This window comes from Devosia sp. SD17-2, from assembly GCF_029201565.1.
Classification (GTDB): domain Bacteria; phylum Pseudomonadota; class Alphaproteobacteria; order Rhizobiales; family Devosiaceae; genus Devosia.
In genome coordinates this window covers 2,599,775-2,620,928 of the sequence record NZ_CP104002.1, presented here as the reverse complement: position 1 = coordinate 2,620,928, position 21,154 = coordinate 2,599,775, and the positions used below count along the sequence as shown (strand labels likewise).

Below are 21,154 nucleotides of genomic sequence, written 5' to 3'. Positions count from 1 at the left end.
CACAAAATTGGCGCGGGCTCACCGCCCGCGCCAGCCCAAGCGTCTTAGGATCAAACCAATGTTCAAAAAGCTCCTTCTTTCGGGCGTGGCACTTGCCGCTTTGAGCGCGCCTGTGATGGCCGCGCCAGCCGACAATACCATCGTCGTCGGCCTCAGCGCCGATGCGTCGACTTTCGACCCCGCGCAGATTTCCAGCCGCGATAACGCCAATATTGCCAAGCATCTCTTCGCCACGCTCTTCCAAGTGACCTATGAAGGTGTGGTTCAGCCCTACCTGGTCGAGGACACCAAGGTCAGCGACGATGGCCTGACGTATGACTTCAAGCTCAGGGAAGGTCTCACCTGCCACGATGGTGAAGCGCTCACCGCCGAGGACGTCGCTTATTCCTTCAACCGTGCGGCCGATCCGGCCAATGCCTTCACCGGCAATACGCCCGGCTTCGTGTACACCACGCTCGGTTTTGACTCGGCTGAAGCCATTGATGATCTGAATGTCCAGATCAAGGTCAAGGCGCGCACGACCCTCGCACTGGGCATGCTCGCCCAAGTCTATATCCACTGCAAGGACAGCTATGAGCAGATGACCGCCGAGGAAGCGGCGGCCAATCCGATCGGCTCCGGTTCCTATCGCATCGCTCGTTGGGATCGCGGCAGCGAGATCGTCATGGAGAAGGTCCAGGATCCTGGCAATTTCCAGAACATCATCTGGCGCATCATCCCGGAAGCATCGACCCGCACCGCCGAACTGATCGCTGGCAATGTCGACATCATCACCAATGTGTCGCCTGACCAGGTTGGAGCCATCAACGACTCCGGCACCTCCAACGTCGAGGCCGTGAGCGGCACCCGTCGCATGCAGATTGGCTTCAATCTGAGCGAAAAGGTCGCCGGCATGCCGGGCGCCAAGGAGATCCAGGATCCGAAGGTTCGTTTCGCACTGCAGTACGCAGTCGACGTTCCCGGCATCTGCCAGCAGCTGCTGGGCACGAGCTGCGAGCGTATGACCAGCCTCGTCAATCCGCCGAACGGCAACCCGGACCTCAAGCCGATCCCGTATGATCCGGAAATGGCTGAGAAGCTCCTCGACGAAGCCGGCTATCCGCGTGGCGAAAACGGCGTCCGTTTCTCCATCCGCATGCAGGGCCCGCGCGGCCGCTACCTGGCTGATGCCAACGTGATCCAGGCCATCGGCCAGATGCTGACCGACGTCGGCGTCGAAACCGAAGTCGAACTGCTCGAATGGGCCTCGGTCTATTCGCCGCTGCTGCGCACCAAGGAAATGGGTCCGCTGTTCTTCCTCGGGCAGGGTGGTGTCACCTGGAACCCGCTCTATGACATGAGCCTGTTCTCGACCCCCGACGCTGCGACCAACTACCAGAGCTGGACCGATCCGCGCTGGTTCGCTGACTGGGATATGGCCCGTTCGGCCGAAACCCCGGAAGCTGCGCGTGACGTGATCAACCGCATGCTCAAGCTCTTCTACGAAGAAGGCCCGTGGCTGCAGCTCTACTTCCAGCCCGACTTCTACGGCGTGTCGAACCGCATCGAGTGGCAGCCGCGTCGCGACGAAGAAATCGATCTCTTCTTCGCCACCCTGGCGCAGAGCTAAATCAATCCGCGCGCGGCGCTCGTGCCGCGCGCACATCCCACAATGAAGGCCGCATCGTATGACCTTTATCGTTCGTCGCCTGCTCCAGAGCCTCATCGTCATCATCGGCGTGACGCTGATCACATTTCTCGCTTTGCAGATGAGCGGCGACCCCACTTATCTCTATGTCAGCGAGCGTGCCACCCTTGAGGAAATCGCCCGCACCCGACAGGCGCTGGGCTTTGACAGACCTCTGCACGAGCAATATCTCTCGTTCCTGGGCAATCTGATCCAGGGTGATTTCGGCAATTCGCTGTCCTACAAGCGCCCTGCCATCGAAGCTGTGATGGAAGCCCTTCCGGCGACCCTCGAGCTCACCATCTTCGCCATGGTCCTGGCGATCTTCGTCGCCATCCCGCTCGGCGTAGCCGCAGCACTCAACCGTGGCAGCCCCGTCGACGGCTCGATCATGACCGTGGCCATGGCCGGACAGTCGATCCCGAGTTTCTGGCTCGGTATCATGATGATCATGTTCTTCGGGCTGCAGCTGCGCATCCTGCCAATTTCAGGGCATGTTCCGTTCATCATGCCGCTGGTGCAGGGCAACATCACCCAGGCATTCAGCCAACTGCCGCAGGCGCTCTACTATCTGATCATGCCTGGCTTCGCCGTGGCGTTTTACTCGATCTCGCGAAACGCCCGCCTCGTGCGTTCGTCCATGCTCGAAGTGCTCAGCCAGGACTTTGTCCGTACTGCGCGCGCCAAGGGCATCAGCGAATACGCCGTTGTTGTGCGCCACGCCCTGCGAAACGCCTGGCTTCCTGTCGTGACCATGGTCGGTCTCGAATTCGGCTTCCTGATCGGCGGCGTCGTGGTGGTGGAAATGGTGTTCTCCTGGCCCGGCATCGGTCGTCTGATCTTCAACGCGATCAATCAGCGTGACATCCCCGTGGTGCAGGCTGCCGTGGTTGTGCTGGCCATCGTCTTCATCTCCCTCAATCTCATCGTCGATCTGGTTTACGCCAAGATCGATCCCCGCGTGAAACTCTAGGAGCGCCCCTATGACCACTGAAACCGCTCCCTCGACAACGACCGCGCCAAAGCCCGTATCGCAGCGCCGCAAGGCCATGCGTCGGGCATGGCGCTCGCTGGTGGCGGCCAAATGGCCGCTGGTGGCGTTGTGCATTCTCGGGGTCGTGGCGATCTGCGCGATCTTCGGGCCGTGGATCTCCCCACTTGATCCGAACCGCCAGGACATCATGCGGCGTCTCGCCGATCCGATGACCGAAGGCAGCCGCGGCATGTTCTGGCTCGGCACCGACGGCCTCGGACGCGACATTCTCTCGCGTCTGATCTATGGCGCGCGGATTTCGCTGCTCGTCGGCATCTGCGCCATTCTGGTCGGTGGCACGATCGGAGTCATGGCTGGTCTCTGTGCCGGCTATTTTGGTGGCATCGTCGATGACATCATCATGCGTCTGGGCGATATCCAGCTGGCGTTCCCGTTCATCCTCCTCGCCATCATGTTCCTGGTGATCCTGGGGCCGGGCGTGGTCAACATCATCATCGTGCTCGGCATCGGGCAGTGGGTGACCTATGCGCGTATCGTCCGGGCCCAGACCCTGTCGTTGCGTGAGAAGGAATATGTCGAAGCCGCACGCGCGCTCGGCGATCGGACTTTCTTCGTCATCTTCCGCACCATCCTGCCCAACATCGTGGCACCGCTCACCGTTATCGCCTCCTTCAACGTGGCCTCGGTGATCCTTTCGGAAGCCTCGCTCTCCTTCCTCGGCCTGGGCGTTCCGCCCAACGTGCCGACCTGGGGCGCCATGCTCGCCGATAGCCGCGATCAGCTGCTGGCGAACAAGTGGTGGCTTGCCTTCTTTCCGGGCATCGCCATCGTAATGACGGTGCTGAGCTTCAACATTCTTGGCGACTGGCTGCGCGACTTCCTCGATCCGCGCCTCAAGTCCAACGGCTAACTATAGGTAATTACGATGAAATTCGCTGTTATCGGCGCAAGCTTTGCCCGCGCTGCCTATCTCCCCGCTCTGCGCCATGTACCTGGCGCAGAAGTGGTGGCCGTTGCTTCGGGTCGCCTGGAAAGTGCACGTTCGGCCGCAGATGCCTTTGGCATTGCCGACGCCTATTCGGACTGGCGGGAAATGCTCGCCAAGCACAAGCCGGACGCCGTCCTGATCGCGACGCCGACCGATACCCACGCCGAGATGACGCTCGCCGCCCTCGAAGCGGGCGCCCACGTCGTGTGTGAAAAGCCGATGGCCATGAACGCGGGCGAAGCCCAGGCCATGCTCGACAAGGCAACCGCTCTCGGGCGCGTGCACATGATCGACCACGAGCTGCGATTCAACCCCAATCGCATGCGCGTTGCCGAGATGATCGCCAATGGCGATCTCGGTGAAATCCGCCACGTCAATATCGCCAATATCGGCGCTAGCTGGGCCGATCCTGCTGCGCGTCCGAAGGGCGACTGGTGGAGCCTGATCGAACATGGCGGCGGGCGCCTGGGCGCCAATGGCAGCCATCAGGTCGACATGGTGCGCTGGTGGTTGGGTGAGGTGCACTCAGTGATGGGCGAAGCCCTGACCGTGATCCCCAACCGCATCGACAAGGCGACCGGTGACGCCTGGACCGCAACGGCCGATGACGTCGCCTATATGACCCTGCGCATGCAGAACGAAGCGCGTGCGCAGATCTTCATGAGCGGTGTCGCAGCCAACAATATCGGCAACCTCACTCAGGTTTTCGGCTCGAAGGGCACAATCACCCTGGCCAATGAAGACGAGAAACTCTTCTACGCCAAGGCCGGCCAGGGTTTCGAGGAAATCACCCAGGACGATCCGAACGCGAGCCTCGAAGGCCTCAACAAGGGCATCTGGAACGTGTCGGTCGTCGGTGCGCTGCGTGAATTCTCCGCCGCCATCACCGAAGGCCGCGCGCTCAAGCAGGGTGCATCCTTCGTCGACGGCGTGAAGAACCAGCGCGTCCTCGACGCAGTCCGGACGTCGACCGAAACCCGCGCCTGGGTCGATCTTTAAGACCCCTGCACAGTTTCCAATCCCAAGAAGGGCTGGCCCGGTTCATTCCGGGCCGGCCCTTTTTATGTTCAGTGCACCGGAGGCGGTCGCGCAACACCGTGTTCTGTTCCTGCTGCTGGATGCACCGGGAGAAATTGCGAAGCCCGGTATCGATGGAGCGGTGGCCCAGGGGATCGGTCGCCTCGCTCAACGCACCCGCGATTCGGGTGGATCGCACGACTGCGTGGCCAGTATCGGCTGGGGCGTCCGAATGCCGCCCGAGATGTCTGCGGGTGGCGCGTTCCTCGCTGGGAACACTGGCGGGGGCTTCAGCAGTAGTGGTGCCGTGCCAGCTAGTCATGCTTTTGCCTATGCTGCTCGTCTTGCTCGATGACGACTGCAGGCCGCGATCAGCAGTCCGAGCAGAAATCCTCCACTCGTTCATAAGTCCACGTTGGGACAACCTGCGCTAACGAATTGATTTTGCGCCACATTGTGACGTCACTGCATCAGTATGCCGAATTCTGCGTGACAAAATATGGATGGCTCCGGCCCCGCCATAATTTTGCTCATGTGCGCAGCGCATGACACGCATGCAACAACTTTTCGGCCTCTGCGGCGTTTCGCGTCTGCCTTAGATAGGGTTGGATATGGAACGAGTATCACTGTGACGCGTCATTACGAAAACCAGCTCAACCGCCGTCAAGTGCTTGCTGGCCTTGGGACTTCGCTCTTCCTTATGACGACAACGTCACTGACGAAGCCCCTACTGGCGAAGGAAGCGGAAAGCGTCGCGTTCGACTTCGACAGCTTCAGCGAACGCATGAAAATTCTGGCAGCCAATCCGTTCCAGCCGCTGGCCGTGGATATCCCCGCCGCCTTTCAGGGCCTCGATTACGACGCCTACCGGAAGATCGAATATCGCGCCGACGCCAGCAAATGGGCGGACGATCCCGCCGGCTATCGCCTCCAGGCGTTCCACCTAGGCTGGCTCTACAACGAGCCGGTCAAAATTTTCAAAATTGAGGGTGGCACGGCGCGCGCAGTCGATTTCCGCGCCGCTGATTTCAACTATCACGACGCAGCCATCGGCGAAGCGGCGGAGGCTGCGAGCTTCCCCGGCGTGGCCGGCCTACGCATAAACTACCCGCTCAACCGTCCGGATGCGGTCGATGAGCTCGTGACCTTCCTCGGTGCCAGCTATTTCCGCGCCCTTGGCCGGAACAATATTTACGGCGTCAGTGCCCGTGGCCTGGTTCTCAATTCCTGGGTGGATGTGCCTGAGGAGTTCCCCCGCTTCTCAGAGCTCTATGTCGAGGAACCGGTCGCCGGCGCGCCGCTTACGATCTATGCAGCGCTTGAAAGTCCGAGCGTAACCGGCGCTTATCGCTTCATAATTACCCCTGCGAGCGACGCCGCGCAGGAGAGCGTGATGGAAGTCACCGCACGGCTCTTCTTCCGCACCGACGTCCAGGAGCTGGGTGTCGCGCCGCTGACATCGATGTTCCTTTACGCCGAAGCCAATCGCGGTGGCTTTGATGATTATCGCCCACAAGTGCACGACAGCAATGGCCTGCTGGTCGAGCGCGAGAGCGGCGAAGTCATGTGGCGCGCGCTCAACAACAGCGCCTGGCTCGGCAATTCCTATCTGTCCGAAACCAATCCTGCCGCATTTGGTCTCTATCAGCGCGGCCGTGACTTCGAGAGCTACCAGGACGCGGGTGCGCATTATGAACGTCGGCCGTCCCTCCGCGTCGAGCCGATCGGCGCATGGGGGCAGGGAATGGTGCGTCTGATCGAAATTCCGGCCAAACTCGAAGCCGACGACAATATCGTTGCCTTCTGGATCCCGGCGGAACCTGCCCGCGCCGGTGAGGCACGCGAGTATAGCTACCGGCTGATCTGGGGTGATCTTAACCCCGAGCAGAACCCGAGCCTTGCCTATGTGGCCGAGACGCGCGGCGGCGTTGGTGGTGTGTCTGGTGTCGAGAACGCAGCCAATTTTCGCAAGTTCGTTATCGACTTCAAGGGCGGCGACCTCGCCGCTCTGCCGGCCGGCACCCCGATTGACGTGCTGGCCACCGTTGGCGGTGGCGTGGTGCGCAGCTCGGTGCTGTCGCGGATCGACGCCAATGATGTCTGGCGCCTGGTGCTCGATGTCGAGGCCGATCCCGGCGCCACGCTTGAGCTCAAAGCCTATCTCGTCGGGATGGGCAAGAAACTCACCGAAACCTGGCTCTACCAGTGGAGGCCCGCAGCATGAAGCACATCACAGATCTCCCCCTCGCAGCGGGATTGCCCGATGCACCCATGTTCATGCCCAAGCAGCGTCTGGAGTCACGCGGGTTGCTGATGCGCGCGATCCGGGCAGCCTTCTGGCCATTCTCGGAACGCTGAGCGCCCTAGTTTATGGTCCGAACTATCCTTCTCCGTTTCTTCGCTCTCTTCACGGCCGCCGGCCTTAGCCTGGCCGGGGCGTGGCTGTTCCTGCGCTTCACTGGGGAAGGCGGGCTCAACTGGCTCGACCTGTTGCGCTGCGCCCTTGTGGCCATCAGCGGCTTCTGGCTGGTTTGGGGCGGCGTGCCTGCTGTTCTCGGCGTCTTTGTGCCCCGACCTGCACGCCCGAAACAGGATGGCCCGCTGAACTCGCGCACCGCCATTTTGGTGCCGGTCTACAATGAAGACCCGCTCGCAACCTTTGCGCGCATTGCCGCCATGAACCGCAGCCTCGTTCAGCTGGGAGTCGCCGAAAGCTTCCATTTTGCCGTGCTGTCGGACACTCAGGATCCAAAAATTGCTGCCGGGGAAGTGTCTGAGTTCCAGCGCCTGCTGGTCGAACCCCAGAGCGAAGGCCGGATTTTTTATCGGCGGCGCGATAAGAATCTTGGGCGCAAGGCCGGCAATATCGAGGATTTCGTTTCCCGCTCCGGCGGTGCCTACGACTTCGCGCTGATCCTTGATGCGGACAGCCTGATGGAAGGCGAAACCATCGTCGCCATGGCGCGCCGACTGGAGGCGAACCCGGAGCTCGGCCTGCTGCAGACGGTGCCGACAATCATCAATGCGCAGACCCTCTTCGGGCGCTCGATCCAGTTTGCAGCCGCCTATCTGTCGCGGACCTACGCGCGGGGCGCCTCGCTGATGCAGGGGCGCGAAGGCCCTTATTGGGGGCACAACGCCATGGTGCGAATGCGCGCCTTCGCGGCCAGCTGCGGCCTGCCGGAATTGTCGGGCACACCGCCGTTCGGCGGACATATTCTGAGCCACGACTATGTCGAAGCCGCGCTTCTCTCCCGCGCCGGCTGGAAGGTTGAGGTCGATCCCTGGCTCAAGGGCTCCTACGAGGAAGCACCGGACAATCTCATCGAATATGCCAAGCGCGACCGGCGATGGTGTCAGGGAAATCTGCAGCACGGTCGGCTGCTGTTTGCGCCGGGGCTCAAGGCCTGGAGCCGGTTTACCTTCATTCAGGGCATCATGGCTTATCTGGCCTCGCCGCTCTGGCTGCTGTTGCTGGTGGCGAGCATTGCCGGGGCTCTACTGCCCAATCTACCGGCAATGTTGCCTGATTTCGCGCGCTCTCCGATTCCGGTCTGGGTTCTGGGCCTGGCTGTGGCGTCCATCCTCATCGTGCCCAAGCTGATGATCCTGGCGCGCGGCGCGATCGATGGCGAGAACCGTCGCTTTGGCGGGACACTTGTCGCCCTCGGCTCAGTGATGGGCGAGATCTTTCTCTCCACGCTGCTGGCCCCGACGATGCTGCTGATGCAGAGCCGTTCGGTGGCGCAGGTCCTGTTGCGGCTCGATGGGGGCTGGCCGGCGACGCAGCGCGGGCAAACTCTCGTGCCGCTCGGCGCAGCCCTCCGCGCCAGCTGGTGGATGGTGGCTCTCGCCGCTCTCGCCCTCGGCGCAACAGTGATCGCCGCTCCGGGCACTGCCCTGTGGTTGGCTCCGGCAACCGTCCCCGCATTGGCCGCACCGCTGCTCATCTGGGCGACCTCGATGCCCCGCCGCAAGGCTGGTGCCAAACTGTTCCTGACCGAGATGGAGGCATCGCCCTCGCCGGTGATCCGCGAGCAGCGCGCCATTTTCGCCGCCTGGGGCGGGGCACATCTGCCGGTCGACGGCCGCCCCGCGCCGGTTATGGTGAGGTCAACTGACCATGTCATTGCCTGAGATCGCGCCGCGTTCAACGGAGCTGCCGGGCTGGCAAGGTCTGCGGAACGCCCTCGTGCCATCCCGCGCCAGCAGGGACGGGACTGTTGCCGCGGGTCGTGATCCCCGCCTCGACATGTTTCGGGGCCTGGCGCTGATCATGATCTTCATCAATCATGTTCCGGGCACCATCTACGAGACCTATACAAACCGCAATTTCGGGTTTTCGGACTCGGCGGAAGCCTTTGTATTCATGTCCGGTCTTGCGGCAGGGCTGGCCTATTCCAGCGCCTTCCTGGACGGGAAAAACCTTTGGTCGGCCATTGCGAGGGTCTGGGCCCGGGCTCGCTACCTCTATTTCGTCCACATCGCCGTGACCATGCTTTGCCTCGCCATTTTTGCCGGGGCGGCGCTGTGGTTTGCCATGCCGGTGGTCCTGCTCAAGAACAATGTCGAGCCAGTCATCACCCAGCCGCTGCAGGCACTGATCGGCATCCCGCTGCTGACCCATCAGCTTGGCTATCTCAATATCCTGCCGCTCTACGCGGTTCTGCTGCTCGCCGCGCCAATTGCCTTCCTGATCGGATTGCGGCGCCCCTGGCTGATGCTCGGCCTGTCGGTCGCGCTTTGGGTTCTGGCAGGCCAGTTTCGGATTAACCTTCCGAATTTTCCCAATTCTGGCGGATGGTTCTTCAACCCGTTTTCCTGGCAATTGCTCTTTGTTATCGGGCTGCTGTCGGGAATGGCGATGAAGCGCGGCCAGACATTCATCCCCTACAACGGGGCGCTTTATGCCCTGGCTGCGGCGTTTCTGGTCTTTGTCCTTTTGTGGATGAAAATCCCGGAACTGGGGACTGCGGGCAGGGCGGTTCTCGGCATGATTTCCAAAGCGGGAGCGCCTTTCTATATCACCTGGTTTGACAAGACCTATGTTGCGCTGCCGCGCCTGCTGCACGCGCTGGCGCTGTTTTATGTCCTGGGGCATATGCCGGCGATGCTGACCCTGGCCCAGTCGCGCTTTGCCGCTCCGCTCCGCGCCATGGGCCGACAGGGGCTAGCTGTGTTCGCGACCGGCACCGTGATCAGCATTTTCCTGCAGGTTGTAAAGACACCACGTCAGCCCGACCCGCTGTTTGACGGACTGATCCTTGGCGCCGGCATTCTGGTTCTTCTGGGCCTGGCCACGCTGCTGAACTACACGGTCGCTCTAAGGGCGAAGACAGCCGTGTCCAGGCCTGCCACAACGACTCAATAGTCGCTTTGTCGCCGCGTTTGGGCGTCGGAGGAGGGGTGCGTTTCTCGGTGTCGAGGTGGCGAAAGTCGTCCCCCGCCAAGGAACCGTCTCAGCCCGGTCCGAGAGACAAGCTTGTTGAAACTGTTTGAAGCAACTGCAATCCTGCCCGGCACATCTGGGAGGAGTGAAGGTGTTGGCTGTCAATATTTCAAATAAATTTACGAATACATTCGCAATAATCGGCGTATCTTTGGTTTTGGGAGTGCAGTCTCCTGTCTTGGCCCAGGAAGTCGGTGGCGCGGGTCATTATACCAAAGAGCAGGCGGAGATGGGCGAGACGGTATTTCTTCAGAACTGCTCTGGCTGTCACGGCTACACGATGATCGATGTTGTGAAGGGATTTTCCAACATGGATCAATTCTATTCGCTCATCTCATTGACCATGCCCTGGGAGGACGCCGGATCGCTGACCGATGACGACTATCTTTCCATCGTAGCCTACCTCTTGCGGGAGAACGACGTAGAGTCGAGCGACCAAAAACTGACTGCCGACCGCGATTTGCTGCGATCCATCAGTCTATCAGATACGAAATTGGATTAGACTTAGGTCTAATATGACAGCTGACCAGCCGGCGTTGAGCGCGGCTGGTCAGCCACCGCTCCCACCCAAAATTCCCCTGCATTTACAACGGCTGACTTGCCGCAGCGACGCTCTGTCGCATCACTCGATGTGGCGATGAGGCGAGGATGGCGTTTTGACAGGGGTTTAGAGTGTGCGTTGACAATAAAATCCTTGGCCTGAAGGATGAATTGGGGGGGTGGCAAAAAAAAATAATCCAATTGCGCCGTAACCCCCGAATTTGTTTTCTGAGGGGATAGAAATGAAGTCGAAGGACACGAATATTGGTGGAGCGGAGGAGCTCGACACCAAGGGCAAGGGACGCCGCGAGTTTTTCAAGGTAGGCGCTGCCGCCGGTCTCGGTGCTGCCATGCTGGCCGGTGGGACTGCGCAGGCGCAGGACACCTCTGACGACGGCTGGGACTATGAAGTCGACGTTCTGGTCTGCGGTGCTGGTTGCATGGGCCTGCCAACCGCCATCCGTGCCAAGGATCTGGGTGCGGACGTTCTGGTCATCGACGCCAATTTTGACGTCGGCGGCGTGATGCTTCACAGTGGTGCGCAGGTTTCCTTCGGTGGCGGCGACCCGCTGCAGTTGCGCGACATCGCCGGTGAGGTCGACAAGGAAGGTTTCATCACCGTCGGCAAGCTCCACACCGATGAAGAACTGACCGAAGATCCGGACTATCTGTTCCGCGACATGACGGACTGGTCCATCGTCGATAACTCTGCCAATGCGCCATACCGCTACAACGAGCGTGACCTTCACCGCGCCTGGGCCGACAACTGCTTTGATACCCGCAACTTCCTGATGGACAATTATGTCCGTTTTGGTCGTATCAGCGGCACCCACGGCAATGGCGGCATGACCCGCGCCCGCCGTACCTCCGTGTTCCTGATGCTCGGCGACAAGACCGACATCAAGGCCGGCACCGTGACCCGTGAAGACGCTGGCGTCGTCGGCGAAAACACCAGCCATTTCGCACCGCGCCGCATGGGCGACGGCAGCTCCATCGTCGGCCCCAATGCCGTGACCAATGGTGCGGCCCTGTCGCGCAGCCTTGAATTTGCGGCCCGTGAAAAGGGCGTGCCGTTTATGCTGAACCGCCACATGGACAAGCTGATCACCGACGAGGAAACCGGCCGCGTCATCGGTGTGGAAGCCAGCTATTCGCCCCGCACAGTTCCCGGCGCGACCGAGCGTCTGGAAAGCCTCTGGCAGAATGGCAATGTGGACGAGCGCCGCGAAAAGATCCGCATCAAGGCCAGGAAGGCCGTGGTGATCGCAACCGGCGGTCACTCGGGCAACCCGCAGTTCCGCTCGATGTTCTACCCTGCCATGCGCGAGCCGGCATTCGGCACCAGCGGCCAGGCCCTCGTCGGCGAAAACTGCCGCGATGGTAGCGGCATCATTGCCGCCATGCGGATTGGTGCGAACCTCTCCGGCATGCAGCAGAACCTGTCGTATGGCGCGACCGCCCATATTCCGGCACGCCTTGCGACCCGTGACGCCTACACCGACATGTATCCTGGGCACCCGACCTTCCCGGTGCGCGGCTCGACCGGCTTTGCAGCGAACGCCAACACGTTCGAGCACTTCATCGCTGTCAACCAGGTCGGTGATCGCTTCTTCAACGACATGGACCTGATGCGTGGCAACGCGGCTGGTAGCGCCTTCCCGGGTGGCAGCAACGTTCCGGCCCGTGGCGTGGAAATCAAGCAGGGTGACTGGCGCAACTCGAGCCGTGACCACATCCGCTCGATGTACAACCGTCACGCCGGTCTCGACGCTGCGCTGCAGATGAACTCCGGCTCTCAGGGCCCGGACTTCTTCTCCGGTCCACTCTGGGCGATCTTTGACGAAGGCGCTGTGGAACGTGCCGAACTGGATCTTCGCTTCCCGTTCGTCGCCGACAATGGCTACTTCTTCACTGCCGATACGCTCGAAGAACTGCAGGCCAAGATCAACGCCGGTCACAAGTACCAGCGCGTGCCGATGACCAATCTGGCTGCAACAGTTGATCGCTGGAACGGCTTCGTCGACGCGGGCGAAGACCCCGACTTCGGCCGCGGTGCGGATGCACCGATGCACAAGATCGAACGCCCGAAGTTCTATGCGGCGTCGATCGTCGTCGTCTGGCACGATTCCTACGGCGGTCTGCGCATCAACGGCAAGACGCAGGTTCTCGACATGAAGGGCGAACCCATTCCGGGCCTTTATGCCGGTTGCGAAGCCAGCGGTGGCGGTAACCAGCATGGTCTCGGCCGCGGTCTGGTGCACGGCTACATCGCCGGCACCAACGTGGTCAACGAGCCCGCCGCCTAAGCGGTCGTACAGGGCAGGCCCGGCGCACGGACGCCGGGCCTGCCTGTTCTTTCAGGACCATCAGCAGTGAATAATCAGCATGCTTGAGCCCGGACATCTCTATTTTCTCGCGCGCGAAGCCGAAATCGAGGCGAATGCGACCCTCACGGTTCTCTGCCGCGCCGCCCATGATCATGTGGGTTCCTTCGTCGAAATCTTTGACCACCTTGGAGCTTCGCGCGGCCAGTTTGAACTCGGCGCCGTTTCCGACGAAGTCGCCCAGACCGACCAGCTCGAATTTACCGGGCCGAACAGCGTCGGCACATTTGAATGGACCGCGCGCCTCGTCGCCGAAGACGAGGACGAACCGGTCGAGGCAGTCCTCAGCTTTGCAGTCCGTCCGATCAAGACCACGCTTCTGGTTTGGGACACGCCCAGCGCTGTCCCCATCGGCACGCCGTTTGCCGTCAAGATTGGCCTTAAGGGCAGCGACGGGGGCAATATGAGCGGCATGACCGTGGTGGTCACCGACGCCGCCGGGCTGGAAGTCGGCCGGACTGCCTTCACCGACGCTGTTCTGGCAGGCAGCGAAGCGCTCCATTTTGTGGAGCTCGAGCTGCGCGGTAGCGATGCGCTCGGCATCCAGCAGTTTTCCCTGTCGACCGAGGCCAGTGAGCAGCCTCCGCGGTTGGCAGCGGAGGCGAGCCTGCGCGTCAAACACGTGCCGGCGCCCGAGTGCCATGTCGAGATTTCGGTCATGGACAGTGCCGGCAGCACGCCGCTGGCGGGTGCCGAAGTGCAGCTTCATCCCTACCGCAGCCGCACCGATGCCACGGGCGTTGCGCGTTTCTTCCTGCCCAAGGGTGAATATCGCCTCACTGCCTCAAAGGCCAAGCACGAGGCCAACAGCCTCTCCATCGTCGTCGACACGGATTGCCAGGAGACCATACGCCTTGCTCAGGAAGCTCTGGTGGATCCCGATGCCCATTATTACTAGGTCCCGCGCCGGGCTGACGAAGTATGCGCTCGTCTGCGCCGTCATGGCTGCACTGGTCATGCCGGGCGCGGCGGAGGAGGGCGCCTATACGGCCGAACAGGCCGAGCGCGGGCAGGAGGTCTTCCGGATGCAATGCGCGGCCTGTCACGGGGACACGCTGGTGACGGCATTCGAGAAATATTCCACGGCGCTGAAGTTCTACCACTTCATTTCCGGGGCCATGCCGCGCCACGCGCCGGGCAGCCTGACCGAGCAGGAATATCTCGATCTCGTGGCCTACTTCCTCGACCGCGCGGAGTTTCCGCAGGGCAATTCGGAGCTCACCGCCGACCGCGCGACGCTGGAAGAAATCACAATCAAAGACCGATAATCTCACGCACCGTTAGGGCTTGAGGAGGAGACGAAATGAATAAACTGGCACTGGCAGCACTGGCTGCAACGATGATCGGCGGGATGAGTGCAACGGCCATGGCGGAGAGCGCGGTTGCGGTTCCCGTGACAGAGGCGCAGGCGACGCGCGGCCAGTCGGCCTATGCGGTGAGCTGCGGCGGTTGCCACGGCGCCGACATGCTGGACATCTTCAAGGGCTATGCAACCGCCGAGAAGTACTACCTGTTCATGTCGGGCTCTATGCCGGCGGATAATCCCGGTGGTCTTGAGCAGTCGACCTATATCGACATTCTGGCCTATCTGCTGCACGCGTCAGGCGCTCCGGCCGGTGATGCCGAACTGACGCTCGATCGCAAGTTGTTCGCCCAGATCGTCCCCGGCGAGCTCGCTGGCGAATAAGGATTTGGCGGGTGACTTACTGGTCACCCGCCGGTTACCCATGCATGTCGGGCGAGCGCCTCAGTAGGTGCAGCGGCCACCGGAAAGGTCGAAGACCGAGGCCGTTGTAAAGCTGTTGTCCTTCGATACGAGCCAGGCGACCATCGCGGCGGCTTCGTCGACCTCAAGGAACCGGCCGCGCGGAATGCGGACCAGCATGTAGTTGATGAATTCCTCGGTCAGGGTCTCGAGGATGCGCGTCTTGGCTGTCGCCGGCGTGATGCAATTGACCGCGATGTCATATTTGGCCAGTTCCTTCCCTAACGACTTCGTCAGCCCGATCACCCCAGCCTTGGCGGCGGAGTAGGCGGAGAGATTGGGATTGCCCTCCTTGCCCGCCACCGAGGAGATATTGACGATACGGCCGTAATTGCGGGCCTTCATCGAGGGGATGACCACCTTGTTGACGTAGAAGGTGCCGTTGAGGTTGATCTCGACCACCCGCCGCCATTCGTCCGGGTCGTAATCTTCGAGAGGCGCATTGTTGCCGGCAATTCCGGCGGAATTGACAAGGATCGAAACGGGCCCGACCTCTGCCTCGACCTCGGCATGTACGCGCTCCAGCCCGGTCAGGTCGGTGATGTCGACAGTCTTGCTGGACGCGCCGGCGCCGAGCGCTGCGACGGCCTTCTCGAGCAGGGCGCCGTCGCGATCCCAGAGGCTGACCTTGGCCCCGGATGCGAGAATGCGCTGGGCCATGGCAAAGCCCAGCCCCTGTGCGCCGCCGGTGATCACGGCCACCTGGCCCTGAAGGTCGATGTTATTCAATTGGATTGTCCTAAAAGGGGAGGGCCCGGCGTTACCGGGCCCGGATTGATCAGAGGCGAACGACTTCGCCGGAATGAATGGATTCGTCGGCGGCGAGCACGATACGGAGACTGTTGACCCCGTCGGTCATGTGCTGGCTGAGATCGATATCCTCGGTGATGGCTTTCAGCAGATAGCGCTGCTCGCGTTCGCAGAGCTCGTCGTGGTCGGGCTCATCGGACATGTCGATGCGTTCATCCGGACGCGTCATGTCGGCGTAATGGCGCAGGATCTGGTTAGTCTTGGTGTGCGCGTTGATATCGTCCGACTTCACACCCTCCGCATTCTCCGCCATGACGATGGAGACCGAGCCCTTGGGGCCGAACACGTCCTTCACGAAGAAGGCGGTTTCGCTGACCATCGGCCCCCAGCCGGCTTCGTACCAGCCGACCGAGCCATCATCGAACTGAACCTGAAGCATGCCATAGTTCTGCTTGGCGACCTCGTCGGTCAGCTTGGCGCCAATGGCATGGACCTTGACCGGCTTGGCGTCGGTCATCTGGCACATGACGTCGACATAGTGGACGCCGCAGTCGACGAGTGGGGTGAAGCTGTCCATCAGGCGCTTGTGCCAGGACCATGTCTCCCCGTTCGACTGCTGGTTGAGGTTCATGCGGAACACCAGCGGCGTTCCGAGCTCGCGGGCGATCTCGATGAACTTGTTCCAGCTCGGATGCTGGCGAAGAATATAACCGATCACCAGTTTCCGGCCGGTCCGCTTGGCCGTCTCCACCACGCGCTCGGCGTCTGCGACGGTGAGCGCCATCGGCTTTTCGACAAACACATGGGCCCCGGCCTCCATTGCCTTGATGGCGTAGGGCGCGTGTGTGTCGGGCATGGTGTTGATCGAAACAACGTCGGGCTTGAGTTCAGCCAGCGCCGTGTCGAAATCGTTGAAGCGTTTTGCCCCCTGCAGGGCCTCTGGCAACTGGACGTCGTCGATATGGCGGGTGCAAACCCCGGCCACCTCAAATCCGTCGATCTTTGCATAAGCCTTGGCATGGCTCATGCCCATATTGCCCAGGCCAACGACGAGAACGCGTAGAGTGCTCATTAGACTATTCCCTTCTAGCCGATACGGATGATTGTTCCGGATCGTGCGGATTCTTCGGCTGCGAGGCACGCCTCAAGCGCGGCTGCGGCGTCTTCGGGACGGCCGATATCGGGCTGTTCGCCGGCGAGCGCCTTGCGGGTGAAATAGACGAACTCGTCGCGCAGGGCGCCGCCGCGCACCCCGTCGAACATCGGCCAATAGGTCGTGTCCGGGCTGTGCAGCTTGTCGCCATCGACAATGGCGAGGTTCGGGAACGTGTCCTGAACGTGGATGATGCCCTCGGTGCCGATGATCGACATGCGCTCGTCAATGTCGAATGGGGTCTTGTCCGGCATGGACCACACGGTTTCGAGGGTAGCGGTGGCCCCACTCTCGAAGCGGAACATGGTTTGCCCGATATCGGGATGGGTAAGGTTACGGATCGACACGGTCTGGGCATAAGCCGAGACGATCTTCTCGCCGGTCAGCCACAGCATGATGTCGGTGTCGTGGATGGCGTCGCCGACGATCGGCCCGATCTTGGTGAGGATCGTCGGGGTCCAGGCAGCCGGAATATTGCGGCGGGAGGAGAGGGCGACAATCTTGCCGATCCGGCCCTCGTCGATCGCCTGCTTGGCCATGCGGAAGCGCGGGTTGAAGCGCACGACGTGGCCGATGAACAAGATGCCCTTCGAGCCCTGTGCCGCTTCAACGATCTTGCGGGCGTCCTCGACGGTCGAAGCGATCGGCTTTTCGAGGAAGACGTGCTTGCCGGCCTTGAGCGCCGCAATCGCCGGCTCGGTATGCTGGTCCCACATGGTGCAGATCGACACCGCATCGATATCAGGGTCGGCGAGCATGTCATGGTAGTCGGTGTAGAGCTTGGAAACCCCGAACTTCTTGCCCTGTTCGGCAAGCCGGTCCGGCGTGCGCGTGCACAGTGCGTCCAGCTTCAGATTGGGAATGCCCATGATGGTCTCGGCGTGGATCTCCCCGAACCAGCCAAGCCCGATAATGCCAATGCGCAATTGCGACATGATTTTCTCCCCCTAAAGATCCTCGAGCGTGAGCTCGCGGGTCATCACAATGTTTCCTGAACTGAGGCCGCAATCGACCGGTATGACGGCGCCGGACACGGCACTGGCCGCGTCGGAAGCGAGAAATCCAACCACCGAGGCCACTTCGTCCGGCTCGACAATGCGGCCGAGCGGATACCAGCGCTCCAGTGTCTTGAGCACATCGGGGTCCTTCTGCGCGCGCTCCCGCCATAGCGGCGTGCGCACAGTGCCCGGCATGACGCAATTGCTGCGAATGCCATATTTGCCAAGCTCCTGGGCCAGCGTCCTCGTCATCGCGATCATGCCAGCCTTGGCCGCCGAGTAGGCCGGGTCGCCCAGCGCGCTCTGGCCATTGACCGAGGCGATGTTGATGATCACGCCGGACTTTTGCGCCTTCATGCTTTTGGCGCTGGCATGGGCGCAGTAAAATGCGCCGTTGAGGTTGCCGTTGATCTCCTCCGCCCAGCTTGCCGGGTCGGTCAAGCGCAGGACGTGGTGCTGCGAGTAGCCAGCATTGTTGACCAATACGTCCACTGTCTCGATCTCGTCGAACGCTGACTCGACCGCTTCGGCGTCACCGATATCGAGCCGCATGAAACGCGTATTGATGCCCGCATCGGCCAGCGTGCTTGCCGCGCCGCCCGAGGTGACGGATTTGTCGAGCCCCACGATGCTCGCGCCCCTCGCGCCGAACCAATGCGCCAGGCATAGCCCGATCCCACCGGCCGCGCCGGTAATGACGACCGTTTTTCCCGCGAACGCGTTCATAGCGGCACCCGCGCCAATGCTTCGCCAATCCACTCAAGGTTTTTGCGACGCTGGTGTCCCCAATTATAGAAGGCGAGATCACTCACCCCGCCTTTGACCAGGATATCGACGGCGGCAAGGAATTCCGCCTTGCTCTCGATATCCGGGTAGCTCGGACGCAGAATGCCGCGGATGGTGGTGTCGCCGGAGACACGGTGCTTGAGGTCAAACAGATCCGCCGCAATGCGGGCCGCGCTGGGCTCATAAAAGCAAGCTTCGATAATGCCGGTGATCTCGGCGACAGTCTTGAGATCAGTGCCTTCGTACCATGCCCCGCCTGTTGGTCGCGCCACCGATGGAATGACCGCCACATTGGCATCAGCGCGGACGCGGTCCCGGATTTCGGCAACAAGACTGGACACCTGCTCGGCCCGGAAATCGAGATAGGCGCGCAGATCGGCATTGCCGACAATCTCGGCCATCCAGAAGGCGCGGCCCATGTCATCGGGAATATCGACATCGCTGTCGAGAAAGCTCTCGATCCGCGCGGCGACTTCCGTCTTGAGGCTTTCCGCCTCGACGCCCTGCGCCGTCGCGCCGGCCACGCAATGCTCGCAAAAGCACAACCCCATCAGGCCTTCAAACATCGGGTCCTGACGGACAAAGCTCATCTCGTGATGATAGCCGTGCGCGTATGGGGTAAAACCGGGTGCCTCAAGGCTAATTCCCGCAACCGGATAGCTTTCGGTTACGTCTCTGGCGAGGCCGATGGCATAGTCCCGGGCGGCCGGAGCGCTTGGGCAGAGGTTGTAGAAATACGGATCGCCGAAGGCGTTGCGCACCACCGCGTCGGGATGCTGCATGCCCAGCCGCGTATTGTGCATCAGCACCAGCCAGACGTTGATATCCATCCGGCCGTCGTCGCACAGCTGCGCCAGGACATCGGTCTCTCTGAGGATCGAGTTCGGCGCGGGCTTGATGGTGCCATAGCGGCTGTCGTCGTGGCGGAAATAGGCAGTGCCGTCCTCGGGAAAATATACCTTTCCCGATTTGCCCTGGGGACGGAGGAATTTGCCGGCGTGGTAGGTACCGGCCATGGAGACGGTGTCGAGCCCCATTTCGGCGAAGGACGAGATGGAGTTCCTAACCCCATGCTCGGCCAGATCCCATGCGTAGCTCAGAATGGCCTTGTAGCTCATTGCCCGAACCAGCCGTCCTTGAGGTACCGCATATATTCGAACACCGCGCCGTGCTTGAGCACGAAGGCGACTTCGAGGAAGTCACCGACAATGAATGGCGGGATCAGGATTTCATCGACCTCTGCAAGGCGCGCCTGCATGTCGTCGATCCTGTAGGCGACATGGGGGTTGTTCTTGACGATATCAGGAGTGGGGCTATCCGGCTCGTAGCGCAAGAATTCGATGTGCTCGGGATGGTTGCGCGGATTGGTGACCCACAGGCGCGATTGCTCGACCCAGTCTTCCTGCGGCTGTTTGATGGTCGTGGTGATGCCCACGTGGTCAAATTCGAACACGATTATGCCTCGTCAGTTGCAAGAGGGGCGGGGCCTGTGACCCCGCCCGCCGGTCTCGATCAGAGGGTTGCTTCGATGGCAGCGATGTCGACAGCCTTGTATTCGTCGCGCAGTTCGAAGGCGTCCGCGTCGGCCTTGACCTTGGCGTGGTCAAAGTCGTTGGCGCCGTCGATCAGCGCGTTGGTGACGACATCACCAGCCTTGAGTGGCTGCGAGATCTGGCCGATCGCATGGATGGCATCGAAATAGGTCTGCCAGCTGTCTTCGAGGTGCAGGCCCCACTTGCCGCGCTTGTCCCAATGGGCGTGCATAAGACCGCTCTGCTGCATCAGCGATTCAACAGCGGTTGCGGGGTCCATCTGCGTGGCCAGGCCCGGGAATTCGTCCATCGCGATCTGCGTTGCCGCTGCCGGATTGAGCCAGCCGAATTCGAGGCCCATGGCCCATCCGCGAAGGTACTTCGTGTACTTCTCGACCAGCGCCGGATCCTCGAGATCGCTGGCGCGGACGACAAAGCTGTTGGCCGGGAACACCGAGGCGTTCTTGCCCAGCAGGTAGTCGAAATCAAAGCCCTGGCCGCGCCACTGGGCGCGCAGGCCTTCCCAGGTGAGCGCCGCATCGGCCTGGCCCTGTGCAAGCGACTGACCCCAACCGGCGACTTCGACATATTTGATGGTCGAGAGATCGACACCGGCGGCGGCCAGCATCGGGTCAGCAATGGACTGCCAGCCAGCCGAGCCGAGAACGATGGTCATGCCTTCCATGCCCTTGAGATCGGCTGGTGCCTTGCCCTTCTGGAAAGCGAAGTCGAACACGTCGCCGGCCATGATATGGAACACGGACTTGAGCTTCATTCCCTGTTCGAGGCCAAGCGAAAGCACGCCTGGAGAGGGGTAGCCGAAATCCGACTGGTTCTGATCCACAAGCTTGATGGCGGCGGTAGCGTCCTGCGGGCCGGCTTCCACCGAGGTTTCGAGATCGCCGAAATAGCCCATACGCTTGGCGACCCAGTAGGCGAAATCGTCCACCACTTCGAGCGAGCCGCGCGGCGAGACCCAGCGAACAGCGCCGTCCTGGGCAAAGGCGCGACCGCTCATGCCGATGGACGAGAGCGCGATACCCGCGGCACCGATCTGGAGCATGCGGCGGCGGGTGATAGTCGTCGTAGTCAGCAGATTGGACATAGATTTCCTCCCATATGTCCGGTTGAC

Annotated in this window: 20 protein-coding genes; 13 read left to right on the top strand and 7 right to left on the bottom strand. The window is 61.5% G+C overall.

The window, feature by feature from the left end; genetic code table 11:
* The first annotated feature begins 58 nt into the window (after positions 1 to 58).
* The 13 genes from NYQ88_RS12815 to NYQ88_RS12755 all read left to right on the top strand — a co-directional run bounded on the left by NYQ88_RS12815 (position 59) and on the right by NYQ88_RS12755 (position 14,725).
* Positions 59 to 1,609, top strand: a complete 1,551-nt coding sequence (locus NYQ88_RS12815; protein ID WP_275651523.1) for an ABC transporter substrate-binding protein — start codon at positions 59 to 61, stop codon at positions 1,607 to 1,609.
* 58 nt (positions 1,610 to 1,667) lie between these two features.
* A complete protein-coding gene (locus tag NYQ88_RS12810; RefSeq protein WP_275651522.1) occupies positions 1,668 to 2,639 on the top strand; it encodes an ABC transporter permease in 972 nt (323 codons plus the stop codon).
* A gap of 10 nt (positions 2,640 to 2,649) precedes the next feature.
* Positions 2,650 to 3,570, top strand: coding sequence for an ABC transporter permease (locus tag NYQ88_RS12805; RefSeq protein WP_275651521.1), 921 nt, complete (start codon positions 2,650 to 2,652; stop codon positions 3,568 to 3,570).
* Positions 3,571 to 3,585: 15 nt separating this feature from the next.
* Positions 3,586 to 4,647: a Gfo/Idh/MocA family oxidoreductase gene (locus NYQ88_RS12800; protein WP_275651520.1), complete on the top strand. Its 1,062-nt coding sequence runs from the start codon at positions 3,586 to 3,588 to the stop codon at positions 4,645 to 4,647.
* Between the two features lie 646 nt (positions 4,648 to 5,293).
* Positions 5,294 to 6,889: a glucan biosynthesis protein G gene (locus NYQ88_RS12795; protein WP_275651519.1), complete on the top strand. Its 1,596-nt coding sequence runs from the start codon at positions 5,294 to 5,296 to the stop codon at positions 6,887 to 6,889.
* Positions 6,886 to 7,023, top strand: a complete 138-nt coding sequence (locus tag NYQ88_RS12790; RefSeq protein WP_275651518.1) for a hypothetical protein — start codon at positions 6,886 to 6,888, stop codon at positions 7,021 to 7,023. The genes NYQ88_RS12795 and NYQ88_RS12790 overlap by 4 nt, the downstream gene beginning before the upstream one ends.
* Positions 7,024 to 7,035: 12 nt before the next feature.
* The gene (gene mdoH / locus NYQ88_RS12785; RefSeq protein ID WP_275651517.1) at positions 7,036 to 8,802 is read left to right on the top strand and encodes a glucans biosynthesis glucosyltransferase MdoH; all 1,767 of its coding nucleotides are present in this window, start codon (positions 7,036 to 7,038) and stop codon (positions 8,800 to 8,802) included.
* Entirely contained in the window at positions 8,789 to 10,036 is a 1,248-nt protein-coding gene (locus NYQ88_RS12780) for an OpgC domain-containing protein (protein WP_275651516.1), read from the top strand. The genes mdoH and NYQ88_RS12780 overlap by 14 nt, the downstream gene beginning before the upstream one ends.
* 172 nt (positions 10,037 to 10,208) lie before the next feature.
* Positions 10,209 to 10,616 carry a cytochrome c gene (locus NYQ88_RS12775; protein ID WP_275651515.1) on the top strand — a complete coding sequence of 136 codons (408 nt, stop codon included), beginning with the start codon at positions 10,209 to 10,211 and terminating at the stop codon, positions 10,614 to 10,616.
* Positions 10,617 to 10,896: 280 nt separating this feature from the next.
* Positions 10,897 to 12,960, top strand: a complete 2,064-nt coding sequence (locus tag NYQ88_RS12770) for an FAD-dependent oxidoreductase (RefSeq protein ID WP_275651514.1) — start codon at positions 10,897 to 10,899, stop codon at positions 12,958 to 12,960.
* 79 nt (positions 12,961 to 13,039) lie between these two features.
* A complete protein-coding gene (locus NYQ88_RS12765; protein WP_275651513.1) occupies positions 13,040 to 13,936 on the top strand; it encodes a carboxypeptidase-like regulatory domain-containing protein in 897 nt (298 codons plus the stop codon).
* Positions 13,920 to 14,306 carry a c-type cytochrome gene (locus NYQ88_RS12760; protein WP_275651512.1) on the top strand — a complete coding sequence of 129 codons (387 nt, stop codon included), beginning with the start codon at positions 13,920 to 13,922 and terminating at the stop codon, positions 14,304 to 14,306. Before NYQ88_RS12765 ends, NYQ88_RS12760 begins: the two co-directional genes overlap by 17 nt.
* Before the next feature lie 35 nt (positions 14,307 to 14,341).
* Entirely contained in the window at positions 14,342 to 14,725 is a 384-nt protein-coding gene (locus NYQ88_RS12755) for a cytochrome c (protein WP_275651511.1), read from the top strand.
* Positions 14,726 to 14,785: 60 nt separating this feature from the next.
* On the opposite strand, the gene NYQ88_RS12750 is transcribed toward NYQ88_RS12755, so the two are convergent.
* The 7 genes from NYQ88_RS12750 to NYQ88_RS12720 are packed head-to-tail and all read right to left on the bottom strand — an operon-like array spanning position 14,786 to position 21,127.
* Positions 14,786 to 15,532 (bottom strand): SDR family NAD(P)-dependent oxidoreductase, encoded by a 747-nt coding sequence (locus NYQ88_RS12750; protein ID WP_275651510.1) that lies wholly within the window; start codon positions 15,530 to 15,532, stop codon positions 14,786 to 14,788.
* Between the two features lie 49 nt (positions 15,533 to 15,581).
* A complete protein-coding gene (locus NYQ88_RS12745; RefSeq protein ID WP_275651509.1) occupies positions 15,582 to 16,625 on the bottom strand; it encodes a Gfo/Idh/MocA family oxidoreductase in 1,044 nt (347 codons plus the stop codon).
* A gap of 14 nt (positions 16,626 to 16,639) precedes the next feature.
* Entirely contained in the window at positions 16,640 to 17,641 is a 1,002-nt protein-coding gene (locus NYQ88_RS12740) for a Gfo/Idh/MocA family oxidoreductase (protein ID WP_275651508.1), read from the bottom strand.
* A gap of 12 nt (positions 17,642 to 17,653) precedes the next feature.
* Complete coding sequence (locus tag NYQ88_RS12735; protein ID WP_275651507.1) at positions 17,654 to 18,430, bottom strand: SDR family oxidoreductase; 777 nt, start codon at positions 18,428 to 18,430, stop codon at positions 17,654 to 17,656.
* Positions 18,427 to 19,608 carry a hypothetical protein gene (locus tag NYQ88_RS12730; protein ID WP_275651506.1) on the bottom strand — a complete coding sequence of 394 codons (1,182 nt, stop codon included), beginning with the start codon at positions 19,606 to 19,608 and terminating at the stop codon, positions 18,427 to 18,429. The genes NYQ88_RS12735 and NYQ88_RS12730 overlap by 4 nt, the downstream gene beginning before the upstream one ends.
* Complete coding sequence (locus NYQ88_RS12725; protein WP_275651505.1) at positions 19,605 to 19,943, bottom strand: hypothetical protein; 339 nt, start codon at positions 19,941 to 19,943, stop codon at positions 19,605 to 19,607. Before NYQ88_RS12725 ends, NYQ88_RS12730 begins: the two co-directional genes overlap by 4 nt.
* Positions 19,944 to 20,002: 59 nt before the next feature.
* Positions 20,003 to 21,127, bottom strand: a complete 1,125-nt coding sequence (locus tag NYQ88_RS12720) for an ABC transporter substrate-binding protein (protein ID WP_275651504.1) — start codon at positions 21,125 to 21,127, stop codon at positions 20,003 to 20,005.
* Positions 21,128 to 21,154 lie beyond the last annotated feature (27 nt).

Excerpts from the sequence above, each read along its gene's own strand:
- mdoH (WP_275651517.1), top strand. The coding sequence starts at position 7,036 with ATGGTCCGAACTATCCTTCTCCGTTTCTTCGCTCTCTTCACGGCCGCC.
- NYQ88_RS12810 (WP_275651522.1), top strand. The coding sequence starts at position 1,668 with ATGACCTTTATCGTTCGTCGCCTGCTCCAGAGCCTCATCGTCATCATC.
- NYQ88_RS12720 (WP_275651504.1), bottom strand. The coding sequence starts at position 21,127 with ATGTCCAATCTGCTGACTACGACGACTATCACCCGCCGCCGCATGCTC.
- NYQ88_RS12740 (WP_275651508.1), bottom strand. The coding sequence starts at position 17,641 with ATGTCGCAATTGCGCATTGGCATTATCGGGCTTGGCTGGTTCGGGGAG.
- NYQ88_RS12770 (WP_275651514.1), top strand. The coding sequence starts at position 10,897 with ATGAAGTCGAAGGACACGAATATTGGTGGAGCGGAGGAGCTCGACACC.
- NYQ88_RS12790 (WP_275651518.1), top strand. The coding sequence starts at position 6,886 with ATGAAGCACATCACAGATCTCCCCCTCGCAGCGGGATTGCCCGATGCA.
- NYQ88_RS12745 (WP_275651509.1), bottom strand. The coding sequence starts at position 16,625 with ATGAGCACTCTACGCGTTCTCGTCGTTGGCCTGGGCAATATGGGCATG.
- NYQ88_RS12780 (WP_275651516.1), top strand. The coding sequence starts at position 8,789 with ATGTCATTGCCTGAGATCGCGCCGCGTTCAACGGAGCTGCCGGGCTGG.
- NYQ88_RS12815 (WP_275651523.1), top strand. The coding sequence starts at position 59 with ATGTTCAAAAAGCTCCTTCTTTCGGGCGTGGCACTTGCCGCTTTGAGC.
- NYQ88_RS12760 (WP_275651512.1), top strand. The coding sequence starts at position 13,920 with ATGCCCATTATTACTAGGTCCCGCGCCGGGCTGACGAAGTATGCGCTC.
- NYQ88_RS12765 (WP_275651513.1), top strand. The coding sequence starts at position 13,040 with ATGCTTGAGCCCGGACATCTCTATTTTCTCGCGCGCGAAGCCGAAATC.
- NYQ88_RS12730 (WP_275651506.1), bottom strand. The coding sequence starts at position 19,608 with ATGAGCTACAAGGCCATTCTGAGCTACGCATGGGATCTGGCCGAGCAT.
- NYQ88_RS12755 (WP_275651511.1), top strand. The coding sequence starts at position 14,342 with ATGAATAAACTGGCACTGGCAGCACTGGCTGCAACGATGATCGGCGGG.
- NYQ88_RS12800 (WP_275651520.1), top strand. The coding sequence starts at position 3,586 with ATGAAATTCGCTGTTATCGGCGCAAGCTTTGCCCGCGCTGCCTATCTC.
- NYQ88_RS12805 (WP_275651521.1), top strand. The coding sequence starts at position 2,650 with ATGACCACTGAAACCGCTCCCTCGACAACGACCGCGCCAAAGCCCGTA.
- NYQ88_RS12735 (WP_275651507.1), bottom strand. The coding sequence starts at position 18,430 with ATGAACGCGTTCGCGGGAAAAACGGTCGTCATTACCGGCGCGGCCGGT.